Source organism: Streptomyces sp. NPDC001027, from assembly GCF_040299045.1.
In the GTDB taxonomy this organism is placed as follows: domain Bacteria; phylum Actinomycetota; class Actinomycetes; order Streptomycetales; family Streptomycetaceae; genus Streptomyces.
The window spans coordinates 1-19010 of record NZ_JBEPBI010000152.1; the positions used below are offsets into that span (position 1 = coordinate 1).

The 19010-nt window shown below is 70.4% G+C and carries 14 protein-coding genes and 1 pseudogene; 13 read left to right on the forward strand and 2 right to left on the reverse strand.

The features are described from left to right. Nucleotides 1-5: 5 nt before the first annotated feature. A complete protein-coding gene (locus tag ABT300_RS30125; protein WP_351682173.1) occupies nt 6-782 on the reverse strand; it encodes a GntR family transcriptional regulator in 777 nt (258 codons plus the stop codon). A 214-nt stretch (nt 783-996) separates the two neighbouring features. Here ABT300_RS30125 and ABT300_RS30130 point away from each other — a divergent pair, with 214 nt between their 5' ends. From ABT300_RS30130 to cas3, 3 genes are all read left to right on the forward strand, one after another. After that, nucleotides 997-1158 carry a hypothetical protein gene (locus tag ABT300_RS30130; protein ID WP_351682177.1) on the forward strand — a complete coding sequence of 54 codons (162 nt, stop codon included), beginning with the start codon at nt 997-999 and terminating at the stop codon, nt 1156-1158. Next, nucleotides 1158-2048: a diaminopimelate epimerase gene (gene dapF, locus ABT300_RS30135; protein WP_351682182.1), complete on the forward strand. Its 891-nt coding sequence runs from the start codon at nt 1158-1160 to the stop codon at nt 2046-2048. Before ABT300_RS30130 ends, dapF begins: the two co-directional genes overlap by 1 nt. Nucleotides 2049-5060: 3012 nt before the next feature. Further along, the gene (gene cas3 / locus ABT300_RS30140; protein ID WP_351682185.1) at nt 5061-7916 is read left to right on the forward strand and encodes a CRISPR-associated helicase Cas3'; all 2856 of its coding nucleotides are present in this window, start codon (nt 5061-5063) and stop codon (nt 7914-7916) included. Nucleotides 7917-8009: 93 nt separating this feature from the next. Here cas3 and ABT300_RS30145 read toward each other — a convergent pair whose 3' ends face one another. Next, nucleotides 8010-8216, reverse strand: coding sequence for a hypothetical protein (locus tag ABT300_RS30145; protein WP_351682187.1), 207 nt, complete (start codon nt 8214-8216; stop codon nt 8010-8012). Between the two features lie 496 nt (nt 8217-8712). Here ABT300_RS30145 and casA point away from each other — a divergent pair, with 496 nt between their 5' ends. The 10 genes and pseudogenes from casA to ABT300_RS30195 all read left to right on the forward strand — a co-directional run. Beyond that, nucleotides 8713-10311, forward strand: a complete 1599-nt coding sequence (casA, locus tag ABT300_RS30150) for a type I-E CRISPR-associated protein Cse1/CasA (protein ID WP_351682190.1) — start codon at nt 8713-8715, stop codon at nt 10309-10311. Next, nucleotides 10298-10900 (forward strand): type I-E CRISPR-associated protein Cse2/CasB, encoded by a 603-nt coding sequence (casB, locus tag ABT300_RS30155; RefSeq protein WP_351682193.1) that lies wholly within the window; start codon nt 10298-10300, stop codon nt 10898-10900. The genes casA and casB overlap by 14 nt, the downstream gene beginning before the upstream one ends. Then, nucleotides 10897-12081: a type I-E CRISPR-associated protein Cas7/Cse4/CasC gene (gene cas7e, locus ABT300_RS30160; RefSeq protein WP_351682196.1), complete on the forward strand. Its 1185-nt coding sequence runs from the start codon at nt 10897-10899 to the stop codon at nt 12079-12081. Before casB ends, cas7e begins: the two co-directional genes overlap by 4 nt. Then, a complete protein-coding gene (gene cas5e, locus ABT300_RS30165; protein ID WP_351682198.1) occupies nt 12078-12917 on the forward strand; it encodes a type I-E CRISPR-associated protein Cas5/CasD in 840 nt (279 codons plus the stop codon). The genes cas7e and cas5e overlap by 4 nt, the downstream gene beginning before the upstream one ends. Continuing rightward, the gene (gene cas6e, locus ABT300_RS30170; RefSeq protein ID WP_351682201.1) at nt 12899-13549 is read left to right on the forward strand and encodes a type I-E CRISPR-associated protein Cas6/Cse3/CasE; all 651 of its coding nucleotides are present in this window, start codon (nt 12899-12901) and stop codon (nt 13547-13549) included. The genes cas5e and cas6e overlap by 19 nt, the downstream gene beginning before the upstream one ends. 17 nt (nt 13550-13566) lie before the next feature. After that, nucleotides 13567-15177 carry a TnsB C-terminal domain-containing protein gene (locus ABT300_RS30175; protein ID WP_351682203.1) on the forward strand — a complete coding sequence of 537 codons (1611 nt, stop codon included), beginning with the start codon at nt 13567-13569 and terminating at the stop codon, nt 15175-15177. Next, nucleotides 15174-15947 (forward strand): AAA family ATPase, encoded by a 774-nt coding sequence (locus ABT300_RS30180; RefSeq protein WP_351682205.1) that lies wholly within the window; start codon nt 15174-15176, stop codon nt 15945-15947. Before ABT300_RS30175 ends, ABT300_RS30180 begins: the two co-directional genes overlap by 4 nt. 382 nt (nt 15948-16329) lie before the next feature. Beyond that, on the forward strand, nt 16330-17517 hold the full coding sequence (locus ABT300_RS30185) for an ABC-three component system protein (protein ID WP_351682208.1): 1188 nt from the start codon (nt 16330-16332) through the stop codon (nt 17515-17517). 43 nt (nt 17518-17560) lie between these two features. Beyond that, on the forward strand, nt 17561-18046 hold the full coding sequence (locus ABT300_RS30190; RefSeq protein ID WP_351682210.1) for a three component ABC system middle component: 486 nt from the start codon (nt 17561-17563) through the stop codon (nt 18044-18046). A 4-nt stretch (nt 18047-18050) separates the two neighbouring features. Beyond that, nucleotides 18051-19010: pseudogene (locus ABT300_RS30195) on the forward strand (DUF3732 domain-containing protein); the annotation flags it as partial.

The window sequence follows — 19010 nt, forward strand, 5'->3', positions numbered from 1 at the left end:
TGCGGTTACGAGCCCGGTGCGCGGGAGATGCTCAGCGGGATCTCGTAGGTGATGTCCCACTCGTCGGCCGGGATCAGCAGGTCCGCCGTCTCCACGGCCCGGCCCGAGGTGTCGTAGTGGGTGCGCTCGATCAAGGTCGCCCGCGATCCGGCCAGTACGCCGAGCAGATGGGCCTGCTCCGGCATGATCTGGACGGGCCGGGGAGTCTCTTTGACGAGGTCGACGGTGATGCCGATGTGGGCCATGCGCGCGACCACGCCCCGGCCGGCCAGCGGGCCTCCTTCCGGCAGGACGATCTCGGTCCCGCCGGTGACGGCCATCGGCTCCCAGCTCGTGGAGATCATCACCGGCCGGTGGCGGGCGAGGAACTCGTACGTGGTGCGGACGCAGGGCGCGCCTGTTCTGACGCCGAGGCGGTCGGCGATCGCGACGGGAGCGGGGACCTTTGCCGTGCTGTCGGCCTCCCACGTGCCCGTGAAACCGAACGGTGCCACGCGTCTGCCGTTCGAATCGGCCGGCGGCGTCCGCAGCAACGTATGCCGCTCCCGGGGAGCACGGACGTAGGTCCCGGAGCCGGCCTTGCCCTCCAGGAGGCCCTCGTCGATGAGGAGTTCCTGGGCGCGGCGTACGACGTTCTCCCCGACGCTGCCGAACTCCGCTCCGAGCACGGAACGTGAAGGAAGCCGGTAGCCGGGCGGCCAGGTGCCGTCGGCGATGCTGGCTCGCATCCGGTCCGCCACCACCAGATAGGGAGCTGGGGCAGTCGGAGTCCCGTCAGCCATGCTCCTCCTCGCGCACGCGCCTCACCTGGACAGATTGACAAAGTTAGTCCACTAGCTAGAAGCTAGTTAACTAGAAATACGCAAAGTGACCCGCAGATGATGGACGGTGGAGTAAGTGGGGCGTGGCCACCAGAACTCCGCAGCCCGTTCGCTCACTGCGCGACTTGTTGAGCTGACCGGGACTCACCCTCGCGTCACCCAGGACTCCGACAGTGTGCGCATCGAATTCGACGTGACGGACCACACCCGGGAGAACTGGCGCGAGATTCTGCAAGTGCTCGAACAGGGAACGGAGTTCGGTCTCACCGACACCGAGCACGGCCAGATCGCCTGGCTCCGCCTCTCTGCCCCGGAGCAGGACGAGGCCGGCTCCTGATGCCCCTTGGTCCGTCCGAACCTCCGATACCCAAGCGGGAATTCTCCTTCGCCAAGGGTCATGGCGCCCACAACGACTTCATCGTCCTGAACGACCCCGGCGGCTGGATACGCCTCACCTCTGCGGACGTGGTCCGGCTGTGCCGGCGGCGCACCGGCATCGGAGCGGACGGACTGCTGCGAGCCGTCCGCTGCACCAACCACCCCGAGGCCACCGCCATGGCGGACGAGGCCGAATGGTTCATGGACTACTACAACGCCGACGGCTCTCAAGGGGCCATGTGCGGCAACGGAATCCGCGTCCTCGCCCGCCACCTCGCCGACACCGGCCAGATCCCGACCGGGGCCACTGCCATCGCTACCCGTGCCGGGGTCCGGACCGTCCACATTCCCGCAGGCCCTGATCAAGACCGCGACATCACCGTCGACATGGGACACCCCCGGCTGTCCGGTGACTCCGGAATCACGGTGTCCGCCGGTGGACACCAATGGCCTGCCGTCCACGTCGACATGGGCAACCCGCACGCCGTCGCCTTCGTCGACGACCTCACCCGTCCTGGTGCCCTGCTCTTCCCTCCTGCCGTCACGCCACTGGATGCCTATCCAGACGGAGTGACGGTCGAATTCGTCGTCACCCGCACCCACAGGCACCTGGAACTACGGGTTCACGAACGAGGAGTGGGCGAGACCCGGGCCTGCGGCACCGGAGCCTGCGCCGCCGTCGCCGCCGCGCGGCAACATGACCAGAACAGTGGCGAGGAGACCACCTATACGGTCGATGTCCCCGGCGGGCGCCTCCGTGTGACTGTCGGCGACGACGGAAGCATGACGCTCGGCGGAGCAGCCGTGATCGTCGCCCAAGGGACCGTGTGGCTGGAGTCCGGCCGGTAGCCGCCACTCAGTCCCACACCTTTGACCAGGCAAGATAACGAAACCCTGCGGCACTACTGGTAGGGCAACGGCGCCTGCACTGATAGCTGGGCAGCCGGGTCCCGCCTGGGTCCCCGCGGGTGCGGGGACCCAGGCGGCGAGATCGTCACCAGCAGGCGGGACGTTGGGCCTACTACCCGCCTACGTGCCGCATACCGGCTTTCCGTACCCCCACGCGTGCAGGGGACGCACCTTCCAGCACCGGATGATCGAGGCTCAGGCAGACAGACCCCCACTCCCGTAGGGAAAATTGCGTCTGCGATGCGGGCTCGAAGAGCGCTGCCTGACTATGGCTTAGCTTACGTACGCGAGCGGCCGCGGTGCGCACGGAATGGAGGAAGTAGGCCATTCCATCTTCGGTATCGCAGAGACGGTCGGCTTTGCGCCCTTGAGGGCCTCAGACAGCTGTCGGTAGTTTTGGCAGCCCGGCGGTCCCAGATCGAACCGCACTCCGGGGCCGCCCCAACACGCCTGATCTTCACGAATCATCCTAGAACTGGGGCCGATTGGGTTCGCCTCGGTGGAGCCGCTGACGCCCGCCCTAGCCAAGCGCCGGGGTTCTGACCGCAGTGGCCCAGCGTGTCCGGCAGGCGCGAGCCGGTCGCACGGACCGCATGTACCAGGACTTCATAGAACTCCTCGACGCCCCCTGAGCACCACACGGCCCGTGAACCGGTTCAGCGGCGGAACGCTTCACGAGCAAGTGCAACAGGCCCTTGAGCAAGCCGACCGGAGCACCGATACCGAGGAGGCTGCCATGAGACCAGGACTCCGCGCGTCAGGCAAGACCTGACGAGCGTGAGACGGCCCGATGCACAGGCCCGAGCGAGAAGGCACGGGGTAGCTGACGTCGGTCGGACCTCCACGCGTGAGAAGGAACGGAATCACAACGAGTCTGGTGCTCTCGGCGCCCGACTGGCTTCCAGGCGTGGGGACGGGACTCCATCGTCAGCTTCAAGACACAGTCCGGAGAGACCCCCACGCCTGAGGATTGGACCCTTGTTGACCTGGGCTGCCGCCCTGTCTGGGGAAGGGAGGTAGGACTGACCTCATGTCTATGGGGACGGGGGCGGTGGATCCGCGCCCACAGGCCGAAACCGCGCGACTGACCCCCACGTATGTAGGGACTGGACCTGCTCGCCAAACCGCGGCCGGGCGGCTCCGCGGATGGACCCCCATGCGTAGGACCGGATCACTGACGAGTGCGGCATCGTCATCGCCGATCGGATGGACCCCCACGCGTAGGGACTGGACCCTCAATGACCTGCACGGCGATTGCTGTGTGGAGGCAATTTTACTCTTGTTGTGATGGCGGGAGGGGTTTTTCTTCGACTTCGTGTACGTCCTGTCCTGTCCTGTCCTGTCGCGGAGCAGCGATCGCCCGGATTCCGGTTTGGCTGCCAAGTCCATCCGGTGGTCAGGCAGTAGGCAGGCCGCCTTCGCCGCTACCTGTGTGGCCACGCCTCCAAGGGTAGGGACGGAACCTTCTGTGCGGTTCAGTGCCGGGCGAGTCCGAGGGGGTGCCCCGCGCGTGGGTAACAGATCTCGAAGGGAGTTGCTCCTGCCCGGGTGGGGGTAGGCCCCAGCGGCGTAGAGAGAAGCGCAGCCGCCGCTGACTGAGTCTGCAGCCTGCGGGAGGCCCCCATCGCGGTGGAGAGACCGCACCCGCAGACACACGGCTGGCTGATTCCTTGGACGGACCCGCCGCGTGTGAGGGAGACGGCGCCAGCGTTGATGCTCGATCCGCAGCTCGGAGGGACCTCTACCTGGGTGGAGAAGACCGGGAGAACGCGACGGCGAGGTTGCCGAGCGGGACTGCGCCTGTCCTCTTGGGGGCATCTGCGGTTGCCGGAGGTCAGGCCCGCTGGCGGAGGGCGTTGGGTTTTGACAGCGGACAGGTAGGCGCCGGATGGACCCCCACGCATGGGGACTGGCCGCCGACCGGGCTGAGGGCGGAGGCTGGGTCGCCGATGGACCTCCACGGGTGGAGAGCACGCCGTGCGGGCCCGTGGCTTGGTGCTGTCCGGACGGACCCTCTTGTTTTCCTGTTGGAACGTGATCCTCTCTGTGGAGAGCTGGATTGCTGTTTCGGTAGGGCGAGTTGTGACACCGAACGCTTTCTCGGCCTTGCGGGCGTGGGGAGGAAACTGCGCCGGTATCGACGTCGCGGCCACGCCTCTGGGCAGACCCCCTGCGGGCAGAGGATGCCGGTGAGATTCCGGATAGCCGTGAGAGCGATGTCGGACAGGGCTGCGTGTCGTGGGCTGTCTGTACGGCGGTCTGGCGACGGCAGGGATTCTGGTCGAGGGTCGGGGCTGTTTGGTCGTTTCGATGTCTCTGTGGGGTGCGCCTGCCGTTTGATGCCCGTGGAACGGACGAGACGGCCTGCTGCGGCGGGGTGTGTGGGGAGGGGAGGGCAGGTGGTGCCGGTGTGGTGGAGAAGACGGTATGACCCCCACGAGCCGAACCGGACAGCGCACCGGCGAACGTGGCGGGAACGCGAGGAGGGCACTGCCGTGAGCGAAGCCGACACCGTGGCATGACGCTATACCTCCTTGGCGGGCGAGTGCCGTGTTATCGGCGAAACCGAAGGCGGACCGGGACGGGCGTGCTGAGGCTTGAGGTTCGCCGACAGCACACGGGAGCCGTCCCGTACTCGCCTTGTGTCCGGGTGGAGAGGGAACGGGCGGATGCGAGGTCCCGGGCGTCGGTTCGAGCCGTGTGTCCTCTGCCGTGCGTGACGAGCGCGTAGCGGCTTTGCCGCGGAAGAGGCCTGTGCTGCGGCGTTGCGCTGCCCGGCCGTTTCCTCAGGCAGGCGCGGGCGTTGCCCCCGGCGTAGCCGGGAAACGCCCAGAGCGGAAGCCCGGCTGACTGTCTTCGGCGCGGGCAGGCCACGGTTCACCGGTGTGGGGGATGGCCCTGCGGCTGTCACGGCTGCTGTCCTGGCCTCGAAGGCAGGGGAGGGGCGGCGGGATGGGTGTGGTCGAGGACAGCCGGGCCGGGGGCCTGGACCTGTTGCCGTGGGGCAAGTACAGCCTGCTCTACGGCCTGGCGTATCCGCTGCTGTTCCATCTGCTGGATGCGGCTGCGGTGACGGGGGAGTTGTGGGACCGCTATCTCACGCCCGCGCAGCGCCGGGTGATCTGCCGAGGGCTCGGGCTGGAGGAAGCCGCAGCCCGGCGGGAGGCGATGTTCCTGGCCGGCGGGCACGACATCGGCAAGGCGAGCCGGTTCCAGATGTGTGAACCGGGAGCATGGGCGCAGGTCGGCGACGACCTGCGTGCGGATGCGGGGCCGTGGCGGCTGATCCGGCACGAACGGGCCTCCATGCACACGGCCGTCGAGCTCCTGACGGATCTCGGCTACCGGCGGGGAGGCAACAGCAGTCCGGCGGTGCGCGCGGCCCAGATCCTCGGCTCCCACCACGGCCGCTATCTGCAGGTGGACGTGCGCGGAGCGGCCCGTCCTGAGCGGGTGCGTCTCGACCTCGGCGGCCCGCTGTGGCAGGACCTGCGCCGCCGCTACCTCGCCCAGGTCCGCTACCTCACGGGCGCGGGCACACCGCCGCCCAGGGTGTCCACCGAGGCCGCGGTCCTGCTGTCGGGGCTGATCATGGTCGCGGACCGGCTGGTGAGCCAGCCCCACGTATGGATGCGGCGCGCGATGGCGCCGGCCGAGGGGGCGCTGGACCACTGGATGAAAACCCGCCTCCCGGCGGACGCGGACGCCGAGGAGGGGTGGGCCGCCGAGGTGGTGACCGCCTCCGGGCTGGAGCGGATCGCTCTGCCCGATGTGCCCTTCACCCAGGCTCATCCGCACACCACCGGCCCCAACCGGCTGCAGGCCTCGGTCCTCGCCCAGCTCGAGCCGGTGGTGCGCGAACAGGGAGCCGGCATCCTGGTGGTCACCGACTCCACCGGCGCCGGCAAGACGATCACGGGCCGCGAGGCCGCCCGGATCTTCAACAGCCACTGCGGGACCCGGGGGATGGCCGTGCTGCAGCCCACCACCGCCATCGCGGATGCCGCCTACGACGACCTCATCACCTACGTGGCCGCGCACCGGCCCCGCCGCGCCCCGGTGACACTGGTGCACAGCCACCCCTGGACCAGCGCCGCCTATCACGACCGACGGCTGCTGGAAGCCGGCGGCCAGCTGACGCTGGACGAGTACTTCGACGAAGCACAGGACATCACCGGCCGTCCTGGGCACCACGTCACGGTTCCCGACCCCTTTCTGCGCGGCTGGGACAGAGCGCTGCTGGCGCAGTTCACCGTCGCCACCATCGACCAGGCACTGATGGCCGTGCTGCCGGTGCGCTACAGCGCGCTGCGGATGCTGGCCCTGTCCGGCCGCACCGTCATCCTGGACGAAGTCCACATCGCCACCCCCTACATGCGGCGCCTGACAGCCCGACTCCTGCACTGGCTGGCGGCGGTGGGCACCCCGGTCGTGCTGCTGTCCGCCACCCTGGCGCCGCCGGTGGCCCGGGAACTGGTGCACGCCTATCTGGCCGGCGCAGGGCTGCCCCCCGGCCAACTGGAGAGCCTGGACGTGGACGTGCCCTACCCGGGCTGGCTGTTCGCCGCGGCCCGCGACGGCGCCCTCACACGGATCGACCCCGCCCGGGCCGCCGCCCACGCCCACGCGACCCGCCGCCGGCTGACGGTGCAGCACCAGCCCGTGCACGCGGCCCGGCTCGGCGCCGCCGAACGGAGGGTCGCCGACGGGGAACGGCTGCACCGCATCGCCGAGGAGTGCCGTCTCATCCTGGAGTACGGCGGCTGCATGATCGTGGTGTGTGCCACCGTCGCCGACGCCCAGGACACCTTCCGCCACCTCGCCCGCATGCCCTGGCCCCGGCCGGGGGAGAACCTCATCCTGCTGCACGCCCGGTTTCCCGGCCACCAGCGCGAGGCCATCACCCGCCGGGTACGCGCCCAGCTCGGCCCCACCGGGATACGCCCCGAACGGCAGGTCGTGGTCACCACCAGCCTCCTCGACATGAGCCTGGACATCGACTGCGACCTCATGATCAGTGACCTGGCCTCGCTGGCCCGGCTGCTGCAACGGGCGGGCCGGCTGTGGCGCTTCGAACAGCTGTGGCAGGACAGCGGCACGCACCGCCGCAGGCCCGGCTGGATCCTTGAGCGCGGGCCGCGGCTGACGGTACTGGACCCGGTCGTCGACGGCCGCACCCACCTCCCGCACTGGTGGGGCCGGGGCGAGCCGGCCTTCGAACTGCACGCCGCCGCACACCTGCTGACCCACACGCCCGCCCGCCCGCTCGACCTGCCCGCCCAGCTTCCCCGCCTGCTGGAGACGGCCAGCACCCGCATCCCCGACTCACTGGCCGCCCTGCACACCGCCTACCAGGCCGACCTGCGGGCCTATGAACACCTCGGGCAGGAACAGGCCGTGCCGCTGCCCGCCCGCACCGGCTCCCTGGCCGACCTCTACCGCAGGCCCACCACCGCCGGCACGGCTCCCACCCGGGAAGGCACCCGCCCGCGGCGCCTGCTGACCTGCTACCGCCGGCCGGACGGCTCGCTGCACCTGGACCCGGCCGGCACCCAGCCCCTGCCCGACAGCCCCCGGCTGCCGGCGCCCGCCGTCCGCGCGATCCTCGAACGCACCCTTACCGTCCCCGAGGACTGGCTCGCCGATGCCCCCGCACGCTCGCCCGAATCCTGGCGCCAGCACGCCCTGCTGGCGGACCTGACCCTGCTGATCCACGACGCTGCCGTCCCGGGCCCCGTCCGCTTCGGCCCCCACCTGCTGCACCTCGACCCCCACCTCGGCCTCGTCCATGACGAGGCCCGGTCTTGACCAGACAGGCCAGGACTGCGGCACCACAGGGTGTTTGAGCGCCGGGAAACCGTCTTTGAACCTCAGGATCGATGCCAGTGGGGCGTCACGGGTTCAGCCAGACCCCTCAACGGGCCGTCCCTGGACCAATCCTCGTTGATGCAGGAGGTCCAGCCGTTTCGCCTCTTGATAGACGTCGACCACGTCGACCTCCAGGGTGACCAGGAGCCATGCCAGTGCGCGCATGCGCTCGTGCGGGGTGAGGCCGGCGAGTTGCGCGTGTACGGCCGTCATCGCACGCAGTTCCTGTTCTCTCTCCACTGCCTCCGCCTCCTGCCCGGTCAGTCCCAGGGAACCACGCGCGGATCCGGTGCACAGACAGGCTCTGCGAAATCGTCTTCGAGCCTGTCGACACGGGCAGTGGCTGCCACAGCGGTCTCCCCATGCCACGGGCCGGGGTGGACAGCAACAGCCGGATTCTCGCCGCCGGCGGACGCACCCCGGTCCGCCGGCGCACGTGCCGGGGGAGGCCTCGCAGCGCCGCCGGCGCGCCGCCAGAACGGGTGACCGGGCGGCTTGCGCGCGCGGGCATTATGCACCGCAGGGAGGCGCCACGGGCCGAATTCCCCATCACCGCCTTGCCCTTGGACGCGGGTGCTTCAGTGAAAGACACCCCACGGCAGGCATCGTCTGCCCCGGCTCCCGCCGCATGGCGCTTTGTCTGCCGTGTGCAGTGCCCGAACGTCTTGTCCACTCCCGTTCCTCCTCGCCGCGGACCGCTGCCCGGCCCGCGACGTCACGGGAAGGAGCCCGCCCCTTGCCCTCCCCACCCGGCCACCCCGCCTACCCCGTCGATCTGCGTCCCTGCATCCCGGTGCAGTGGGACGGCCGCCACCGGCGGCTCGGACTACGCGAACTGCTCGTCGAAGCCCACCGCATCACCGACCTGGCCGTGCCCCTGCCGCCCGCGCACTCCGCGCTGCTGCGGATGCTGACCGCCATCACCGCCGAGCTGACCGGCCTGGACGACCCCGACCTGTCACTGGAGGCGTGGCACGAGCGGCGAACCGAGCTGCTCACCCGTGGCCAGGGCCTGCCTGCCGAGGCCGTCCACGCCTATTGCGACACCTCCCACTGGGATCTCTACGACCAGAGCCACCCGCTCCTGCAGGACCCGCGCCTGGCCGAGCAGTGCACCAACACCTCCGGCATCAACAAGCTCGTCTTCGGCCGGCCCGCCGGCAACAACCTCGCCTGGCTCAGCGTCCACACCGACACCGCTCCCCGCCCGCTGCCCAGCGACGAGGCCTTCTGGCACCTGCTGATCCAGCACTCCTACGGGGCCGCCGGCCGCTGCACCACCCGCAGCGCCGGCCCCCACACCAGCGGCCGGGCCACCGCGGGACCCCTGCGCTCCACTCTCTCCTTCCACCCCCAGGGCGCCACCCTCCTCGAGACGCTCCTGCTGCACCAGTTCCCCTACCGCGGCACCCCCCAGCACCCCGACACCTGCCCCTGGCAGGAACCCGCACCCCCCGACCCCGTCCACCTCCCGCCCCCGGTGACCTGGCCCAAACGCCTGCTCACCGGCCGCTCCCGGCACGCCGTGCTCCTGATCCCCAACGACGACGGCAGCGCCGCCACCGACGCCTACCTCACCTGGGCCACCCAGCACCCCGCCTACCCGGCCACCGACCCCTACCTCATCATCGACACCCGTCCGCGGGCCGGGGCCGAACAACGCGACCGCCCCCGCCGCGCCGACGCCGACCGCGCCCTGTGGCGCGACCTGGACGCCCTGCTGCTCGCCGGCGACGAGAACTCCACCCAGCGCAGGCCCGCCGTCTTCGACTCCCTCAACGACCTGCCCGACCCCGTACGTGGCCGGGTGCGGGTGCGGGTGTGCGGCTTCGACCAGGACGGCCGCACCACCAACAGCATCTGGTACACCGCCCTGACCCCGCCCATCTGGAACCGGGCCGAAGAACACGACCCGCCCGCCGCCCGCCGGATCGCCTCCTGCCGCCAGGCGGCCGAACACCTGGCCGCCCTCCTGCGCACCCGCGCCAACACGGCCTGGAACGAGACCAGCACTCCGGCCGCCGCCGGCGGTTCGCCGCCCGCCCCGCGCCGGGGCCAGCCGACCAGCCGGTGGGCGCGCCAGGCACTGGCCTGGTACTGGCCGCACGCCGAGAAGGTGTTCTGGGACCTCGTCCACCACGACGCAGACGAGGCGAGCGACCCCTACCCGGCCTTCGCCCGCACCGCCGTGGCCGCCCTGCGCCAGGCCGTGCGTCCCGACCTGGCCCGCCACCGGATGGCCGGCCCCGCACTGGCCCGCGCCGTCCGCGCCCTCAGGGCCGCCGCGGCCCCCACCGCCGCCCGCGAGAAAGCAGTACGCCATGCCCAGCCGTGACGACTACCGCGCCCACTGCGACGCCTACGTCGCCGCTGTCCGTGACCTGTGCACCACCCCACAGATCAGAGCCGCCCTCGAGACGGGCCGCGGGCGCCCCGTCAACGACTGCCAGCGCCTGCACCCCTTCCTCAGCCGCCTCACCCGCAACCAACCCGACCGGCGCGCCCACTACACCCTCGCCTGCCTCATCGCCCACGAACGCCCCAGCCGCCACCCCACCACCCCCGCCCCGGACCCCGGTCAGCCCTGCGCCTGGCACGCGCGCCCCACCCTCGGAGCGACCCTGGCCCGCGCCGCGCACGGGCGCACCGACGGCCCCCACGAGAGGACCCTGCAGGTCCTCATCCGCCTGTCCGAGGACATGATCCACCGCCGCCTGCCCGGTATGACCCGCCACCTGCTGGGCACCGGCTGCCCGCCCGACTTCGCCGTCCTGCTGTCCGACCTCACCTACTGGACCAGCAACCGGCCCAGCGTCGCCACCCGCTGGCAGGACGACTTCTACCTCTCCACCCCACCCCCACCCCCACCCCCGCCCCCGGCCCCGGCCCCCCGGGCCACCCCACACGAGACGAGTAGCCCATGACGACCAACCCCCACCTCGCCCGCTACATCGACCTGCACATCCTCCAGGACATTCCCGCCTCCTGCCTCAACCGCGGCGAGTACAACGAACCCAAAACCCTCATGATCGGCAACAGCCTGCGCACCGCCATCTCCAGCCAGTGCGCCAAACACGCGGACCGGCACGCGCTGGAGACCCTCCTGGGCGAGCCCGCCGCCCGCACCCGCCGGCTGCCTCCCCGCCTGTCCGCCGCCCTGCGCCAGGCCGGCTGGCCCGACGACCTCGCCCGCTTCGCCGCCGCCCAAATCCCCCGCAGCGCCACGGCCGAAGGCCTGGCCACCGACCCCGGCGCCGACGGCCGCACCCTGGCCATGCTCTACGTCCCCGACAACGGCATCCTCGACGACCTCGCCGCACTGTGCGCCCGCCACCGCACCGCCCTGGAAAAAGGCATGGCCAAGGAAGCCAAAGCCACCACGAAAACCCCCGCCGCCTACCTTCCCGCCGACGACGTGGTGAACCTGCTGTGCCAACGCACCGCCAGCATCAGCCTCTTCGGCCGCTTCCTCGCCGGCCTCGCTGACGCCCACGTCGACGGCGCCGTCCAGATGGCCTGGGCCTTCACCACCCACACCAGCGACCTGCAGCCCGACTTCTTCACCGCCTACGAGGACTGGGCCGAGCCCGGCGAAGCCACCAGCGCCCACCTGGACACCGCCTACCTGAGCGCCGGTGTCTTCTACCGCTACGCCAGCGTCAACCTCACCGAACTGACCGCCAACCTCGACCACAACACATCCCACGCCGTCGCCCTCCTCGGCGCCTTCACGGACGTGTTCATCTCCACCCTGCCGCACGCCAAGAAGAACTCCACCGCCCCGCACACCCTGCCCGACACCGTCCACTACGTCGTCCGCGACCGACGCCCCGTCTCCTACGCCTCCGCCTTCCACCAGCCCGTCAAAGCCGACCGGCACGGCGGCCACCTGGCCCCCACCCGCAGCGCCCTGTCCCAGCACGCCGCAACCCTCACCCAGCTGACCGGCACCCGTCACCGCATCGCCCACGGCCACGTCACCCAAGCCGCCGAAGACCTCGAGCACCTCGGCCCCCGCCACACCAGCTACGACGACCTCATCGACGCCGTCACCGCCGCGGCCACCTCGCCCGCCACCGCACCCCGCCCCTACACGGTGGCATGACCATGTCCGCCCCGCCCGCCGACACCACCCCCACCTCACCGAGCGGACTTCTCCTGCGCCTGGCCGGAGTGCTGAGCGCCTACGGCACCGACACCGCTTTCACTCTCCGTGGCACCCAGCCCCACCCCACCCGCTCCGCCCTCATCGGCATGTTCGCCGCCGCCGCCGGGCGTCCCCGCCACCAGGCCCTCGACCCCCTCGACCTGCCGGGCCGCCCCCGCTACACCGACCTGGCCTTCACCATCCGCGTCGACACTCCCGGCACCCCCTACACCGATTTCCACACCACCGGCGGCGGCCGTGCCCGCCACGAACAACTGCGTACCAGCAAAGGAGGCCGACGCCAGGAAGGCAGAACCACCCACGTCACCCACCGCCACTACCTCACCGACGCCTGCTTCACCGTCGCCGTCCACGGCCCCGCCGCCCTCATCACCCACCTCGCCCACGCCCTCGAACACCCCCACTTCGCCCCCTACCTGGGCCGCCGCGCCTGTGTCCCCGACGAACCCCTCGTCCTCACCCCGCCCCTGACCGACCCGCTCACTCACCTCCGCCACCACGCCCCTCTCACCCTGCCCACCCCGCCCGGACCGGACGAAGACCGTGTCCCGGTCACCTTCTGGCACGACGCCCCACCCCCTGCCCCCACCGCCTACCGCGAACTCGCCGACCACCCCGTCGACTTCACCCCCCACCGCCGCCGGTACACCGTCCACCCGCTGTGGGCCACCACCGAACACCTGCCCGCCGCCCTCTACGCCGGAGCCGACCCCCTGCCCGCCCTGGCCGCCTACCGCCACCGCCTGGAGCAGCCATGCCCACCGTCACCCTGATCCGCATCCGCCTCAACCTCGCCCACCCCACCGTCCGCCGCGACCTGGCCGACTACACCGCCCTGCACCGCACCGTCATGCGGCTGCTGCCCGACGACCTCGGCCCCCACCCCCGCCAGACGGCCGGCGCGCTCTTCCGTCTCGAACGCGACGACCACCAGCCCCTGCTGCTGGTGCAGACCCGCATCCCTCCCGACCTCACCGGCCTGCCCGACCACTACGGCAGCGCCGAGGCCCGCGACTTCACCCCCGTGCTCGCCGCCCTCACCCCCGGCCGCATCGTCCGCTACCGCATCACCGCCAACCCCTCCACCCGCAGCCGCCGCCGACCCGGCCCCGGCGAAGACCCCCTGCCCAGACACGGCAGCGTCCTCGCCCTCGACGACCCCGCCGCCCTCGCCTGGTGGCACCGCCGCGCCACCCAGGCCGGCCTGCACCTGCACGCCACCACCACCCAACCCCACCCCTTCCGCCGCCGCCGCAGTGGCGGGCCCGGCCCCGTCCACCGTCTCCTCCAGTTCGACGGGACCGCCCGCATCACCGACCCGGCAGCCCTCACCGACGCCCTGCTGAACGGAATCGGCCGCGCCAAGTCCTACGGCGCCGGTCTGCTCAGCCTCGCCCCCGCCTGACATCCCCCGGACCGTCCATGCCCGCACCACGCACCGCTGATGAGGAACGCGCCGCCTCCGTCACCCACCTCCTCGCCCTCGAAGCCGCCGGCACCCTCACCCCCGGTGACGTGAAGACCGTGGCCGAGGCCTATGGCCGCAGCCCGAAGAGCGTGCAGCGCTGGATGCAGCGCGCACGCGACAACGACGGCCAATACCAGCGCAAACAACGTGACGCGACCGAAGTCACCCCGCGCATGGAGGAGGAACTGATCCGCTGGTGCGGCAGCATCGCCGCCGCCCACCGCACCCTGCAGGACGACGGCGTCATGCCGCTGAGCTACTCCGCCTTCCACGCCGCCGTCATGCGCGCCTACCCGCCCAGCTTCCTCGCCGGCCTGCGCGACGGCGAAAAAGCCCGCCGCCGCTACGACCTGCACGGCTCCCACCGCGACCGCGGCCGCCGCAACGACGCCTGGGAAGCCGACCACAAGGAAGCCGACGTCTGGGTCAACGTCGACGGCACCGCCCGCAAACCCTGGCTGACCCTCTTCGTCAACTGCTCCAACTCCGGCATCTGCGGCTGGGCCGTCACCCCCCACACCCCCAGCAGCCAAGCCATCATCGTCGCCATCCACCACGCCCTGCAGCGCGGCGGCCACCACGGGCCCTTCGGCGGCATCCCCAAACTCGTCCGCGTCGACCGCGGCGCCGACTTCCTCAGCAAAGCCGTCGCCCAGACCATGGGCGCCCTCGCCGTACGCCGCGTGGAACTACCGCCCCGCCGCCCCGACCTCAAGCCCTACGTCGAATCCCTCAACGCAGCCTTCAAGGACATGCTCTTTCGCGGCATGCCCGGCTACACCCACTGCCCGGACCCCGACCCCGCGGCCAGACCCAAACCCCCGCCCCTCGAAGGCCTCCTGACCTTCGAGGCGCTCACCACCGAGATCCGCAGCTTCGTCCACCGCTGGAACCACGAACACCGCATCCGCAGCCTGGGCAACCGCACCCCCCTGCAAGCCTGGAAGGCCGACCGCACCGTCATCCACGACCTGCCTCCCGGCGCCCTCAACCGCTCCCTTCCTCTCGTCCGCCGCACCTTCACCGTCACCGACACCGGCATCGACTGGAACGGCCGCGACTACCTCGGACCCTGGATGCGCCACCACATCGGCGACCACGTACGCCTGCGCCACCTGCCCGGCCGCTACGACACCGTCGAGGCCTACGACGCCGGCACCGACGAGTACCGCGGCACCGCCCACTGGACCAACGCAGCCAGCTCACACCTGCTCAAACGCGTCAAAGAAGACAACGCGGCCGACGCCGCCCGCCTCAAAGAAGCCCTCCGGCGACGCCCCGGCATCGTCGCTGAACGGCACGCGGCCACCGCCACACCGGCCCCACCCCAGCCCCTCACCACCCTCACCACCGAACAAGCCCGCCAGCGACTGCGCGACCCCCGCGACCCGCACGCCGCCACCCCCGAAAGCCTCCCCGAACCCACCGGCTCCTGGACCGGCACCGGGCACCCGCAGCCCCCGCCGGCCACCGACGACCACCTGCCCACCCCCACCAGCTCCTGGCTCACCCACCCACCCGCCACCCCCAGCCCCCCACCACCAGAACAGGAAGACCAGATGTGAACACCAGCAGCGACGGCCACTACCTCGACCTGCCCAACGCCCGCCTCGTGCCCACCCGCACCGTGCTGCGCACCCAGAAACAACTCCAGTCCGCCATCAAGCTCCAGGCCATGCTCTGCATCCACGGCGGCGTCGGCCTGGGAAAGACCCTCACCGTCCGCACCTGCCTGCGCGATCTTGCCCCCGACACCACCCTGTTCTTCCAGTTCCCCCGCTACTGCCCGCTCACCGACATCAAGAAAGCCGTCGCCACCGCTCTCGACATCCTGGACAGCACCCGCGGTCTGCACACACGCATCGTCGACGCCCTCACCGAACGGCCCTACATCCTCGTCTTCGACGAAACCCAAGGACTCACCACCGACGCACTGGAATGGGTGCGCACGCTGTGGGACACCGTCCCCAACCGCCCGACCGTCGTCTTCGTCGGTGCCGAAGACACCCGCCGACACCTCCGACGCCGACCCGCCCTCGCCTCACGCATCACCCAGTGGCCATGCTTCACCCCCCTGCACCCCGCCGAAGTCGTCGAGCACATGCCCCACTACCACCCGGTGTGGAGCAGGACCAGCGACAAGGACCTGCTCTGGCTCGACGACGCCGCCTGCCGCGGCAACTTCCGTGACTGGGCCAAACTCACCAGCGCCGTCCAAGAACTCCTCATCGAGCAGGACCAACCCCTCGACGCCTTCACCCGCGCCCTCGCACGCGAAGCCCTGACCACCTTCGACCCGTCCGACCTTCACCTCCTACCCGATGAAGGGCTGTGAGACAAACACCTGCCCGGACACACAACCCCCGTGCCCCTCACCCCGAAGCTGCTCGGCTCATTCCGGCAAATTCCCATGGGTTTCGAGGAGGAGGCAGCTCCGATTCCGAGAAGTCCGCGGGGCAGGCCGTGGGCTGGTGTTTGTACTGCGCCGCACCCCATGCTCCCCGACGAGCGGGCCTGTCCCTCCTTCGGCCGTGACGGAGCATTGCCTGTGTCGTTAACGCCTCATCCGGCATTCCTGCCTGCCGCGCCGGTCCGGAGGCCGCAGCACGCGAAATTGACGCGCTCGCCGCAACCCCCCACAATATCGCACATAGATTCGATATGTGGGCTGGCATGGCGTGTGGACGCTGTGCCGAAGCAGGGGGAGACTGCACGTCATGGGAAAGGGCTCGCACAGCGCTGCTCCGAATGCCATCGGCTACCAGCACCAGACCTGGTGGGCCCTGGTCGAACTCCTGCAGACCGGTGCCACCAGACCCGACGCCGCACTGAGTCTGGAGCTCTACGACGACGTGGCATGGGAACTGGAGGGAACAGCCACGGAACTCCTCCAGGTCAAACACCACATCGGCCAGCACCGTTCTCTCACCGACACGGCGACGGACGTGTGGCGCACGCTGAACGTATGGATGGACGAGGCCTCGCCGTCCGACCCCGCCGGCCCCGCGCTTGCCCTGGTGACGACTGAGACCGCGGCAGAGGGAACGGCTGTTGCCGCACTGCGCCCGCGCAGCCGCAATGAGGCGGAGGCCAAGCGCCTGCTGGAGCATGCCGCCCGCACGTCCGGGGCGAAGCTGACCAAAACGGCCCGCACCAAGTTCCTCGATCTCGGGGACGCCGCTCGGCTGACGTTCGTCTCCCGCATCAGGGTGATCGACCGCTCGCCCCACATTCAGGACGTCGCCGCACACGTCAAGGAACGACTGCACTGGGCGCTGCCGCCCGGCCACGAGGACCTCTTCCTGGCCATGGTCTGGCGGTGGTGGGACGAAACAGCACTCGCCCTGCTGCAGGGTGATCAGCGCAGCGTCGACGTCGGCGACGCGCAGGCGGCGATCGCCGACATCCGTGACCAGTTCACCCGCGAGAACCTGCCCACCCTGGTGGAACTGGCGGACGTCAACGCAAGCGACCTGGAACAGAAATACCGGATGCATCCGTTCGTACAACAGATGCACTGGGTGGCCTACCCCCCGCGCAACCTCCAGAAAGCGATCGTCGACTACTACCGCGCCTACACTCACTCGGTGCGCTGGCTCGAAGAGGACCTCATCGGAGCAGCCGAGCTGACTCGCTTCGAGAACGAGCTTGTCGACGAGTGGGAGCGCGAGTTCGAGTGGATGACCGACACCCTCGACGACGATGCGGACGACGACGCGAAGAAGAACGCCGGCAAGGCCCTGCTGCGACAACTGCTCGGCCAGGCCCACCTCGCGGTGCGCGCACGCTACAACGACCCGTTCTTCGCCCGCGGTCAGCGGCACATGCTCGCCGACACTGGCAAAATCGGCTGGCACGCCGACTTCGAGACCCGCATCGCCGAACTCCTGAAGGTAGTCACGTGACGCTGCCACCGCCTCCTCCGCCCACCGCGACGAGGAGATGAGGATGACCGCTTGGAGAGACCGGTCCCCGATCGCCGCCGTCATGCTCAATCCGGCCCTGATGGCGGCGATCCTGGCCAGTGCCGCGCAGGGACACGAGAAGGAGACCGAGCAGGCCATGCCGTGGAGTCTGGCGTTCGTGGCGGCCCCTATGGTGCTGCACCAGCCCACCCGGCAGGCCCTGCCCACATCGACCAGGACACATCTGGCAGCGTGGATCGGAAAGAACCCGGTCCTGCGAGCCGGGTTCCCCGCCCGGGCGCAAGCCCTGACAGAAGCCGTCAAGGAAGGCACCCGCTTCGGCCTGGCCCACCGTGCCCTCACCCTCGAACCCGACGGCCGTCTGCGTAGCGCGTACCGCAGACCACGTGGATTCACGACCCCCGAAGAACTCGACCACATGCTGCGCAAGGCCGGCCTGGTGGGCCGCTGGCTCGCCAAGGCCGACAGCCCGGCGACTGTCTTTGCCGTCCTCGGCGTGACACCCTGACCGGGTGCAACTGCTTGCGATCATCCTCTACAGCAAAACAGGCGACCGGCAGGTCCTGGAATTCACCCCGGGTGCCCTGAACGTCGTCACAGGCGAGTCCAAAACGGGCAAGAGCGCCTTGCTCGAGATCGTCGAATCCTGCCTGGGACGCGACACCCTGCAGATGCCGGTGGGACCCATCACCAGCACCGTGTCCTGGTACGCCGCTCTGTTCCAGCTGGGCAGCGGCCGTGCCTTCGTCGCCCGCCCCGCCCCCAAAACCGGCAAAGCCTCGACACAGCAGGCCATGATCGCCTTCGGCGCAGACCTCGAACCGCTCGACTACCACCAGCTCGAAGTCAACTGCGACACCAACGCTGTCCGCGAGCAACTCGGCCGGCGCATCGGTATCGAGGAGAACCTGCACGAGCCCACGACCGGATCCGGCCGCCAGGCGCTGGAAGCCCACATCGGCCATGCCGCGCTGCTCTGCCTGCAGCGCCAGAGCGAGATCGCCGACCCCGGGTTCCTTTTCCACCGCCAGGGCGAGCAGTTCATGGCCCAGACCCTCAAGGACACCATCCCCTACTTCCTCGGCGCCGTCCCCCGCGACCAAGCCCTCAGACGAGCCCAGCTCGCAACCGCCCGGCGCGAGATGCGTGCAGCCGACACGGCCTACCAGCAGGCGTCCCAGGCCGCCCAGACGGCAGAAGCCGGACTCGCCACGCTGTGGCGGGAAGCCTTCACCCTCGGCATGGTCGAGACCGAAGAACAGCCCGAGCGCAACGCCGCCCTGTCCGCCCTGCACGCCGCAGTCACCGCCGGTCCCGTGCCGGTGGCCGCCGATCCGCAGACAGCCGCCCGCCGCAACACACTCGAACGTGAACGCGACACGCTGCGCGCCCGCCTGAGGAGCGTGGCCGCAGAGCGCGAACTCCTCCTGCAGCAGGACGACTCAGCCGACGACTACGCCGGCGCCGTCCGC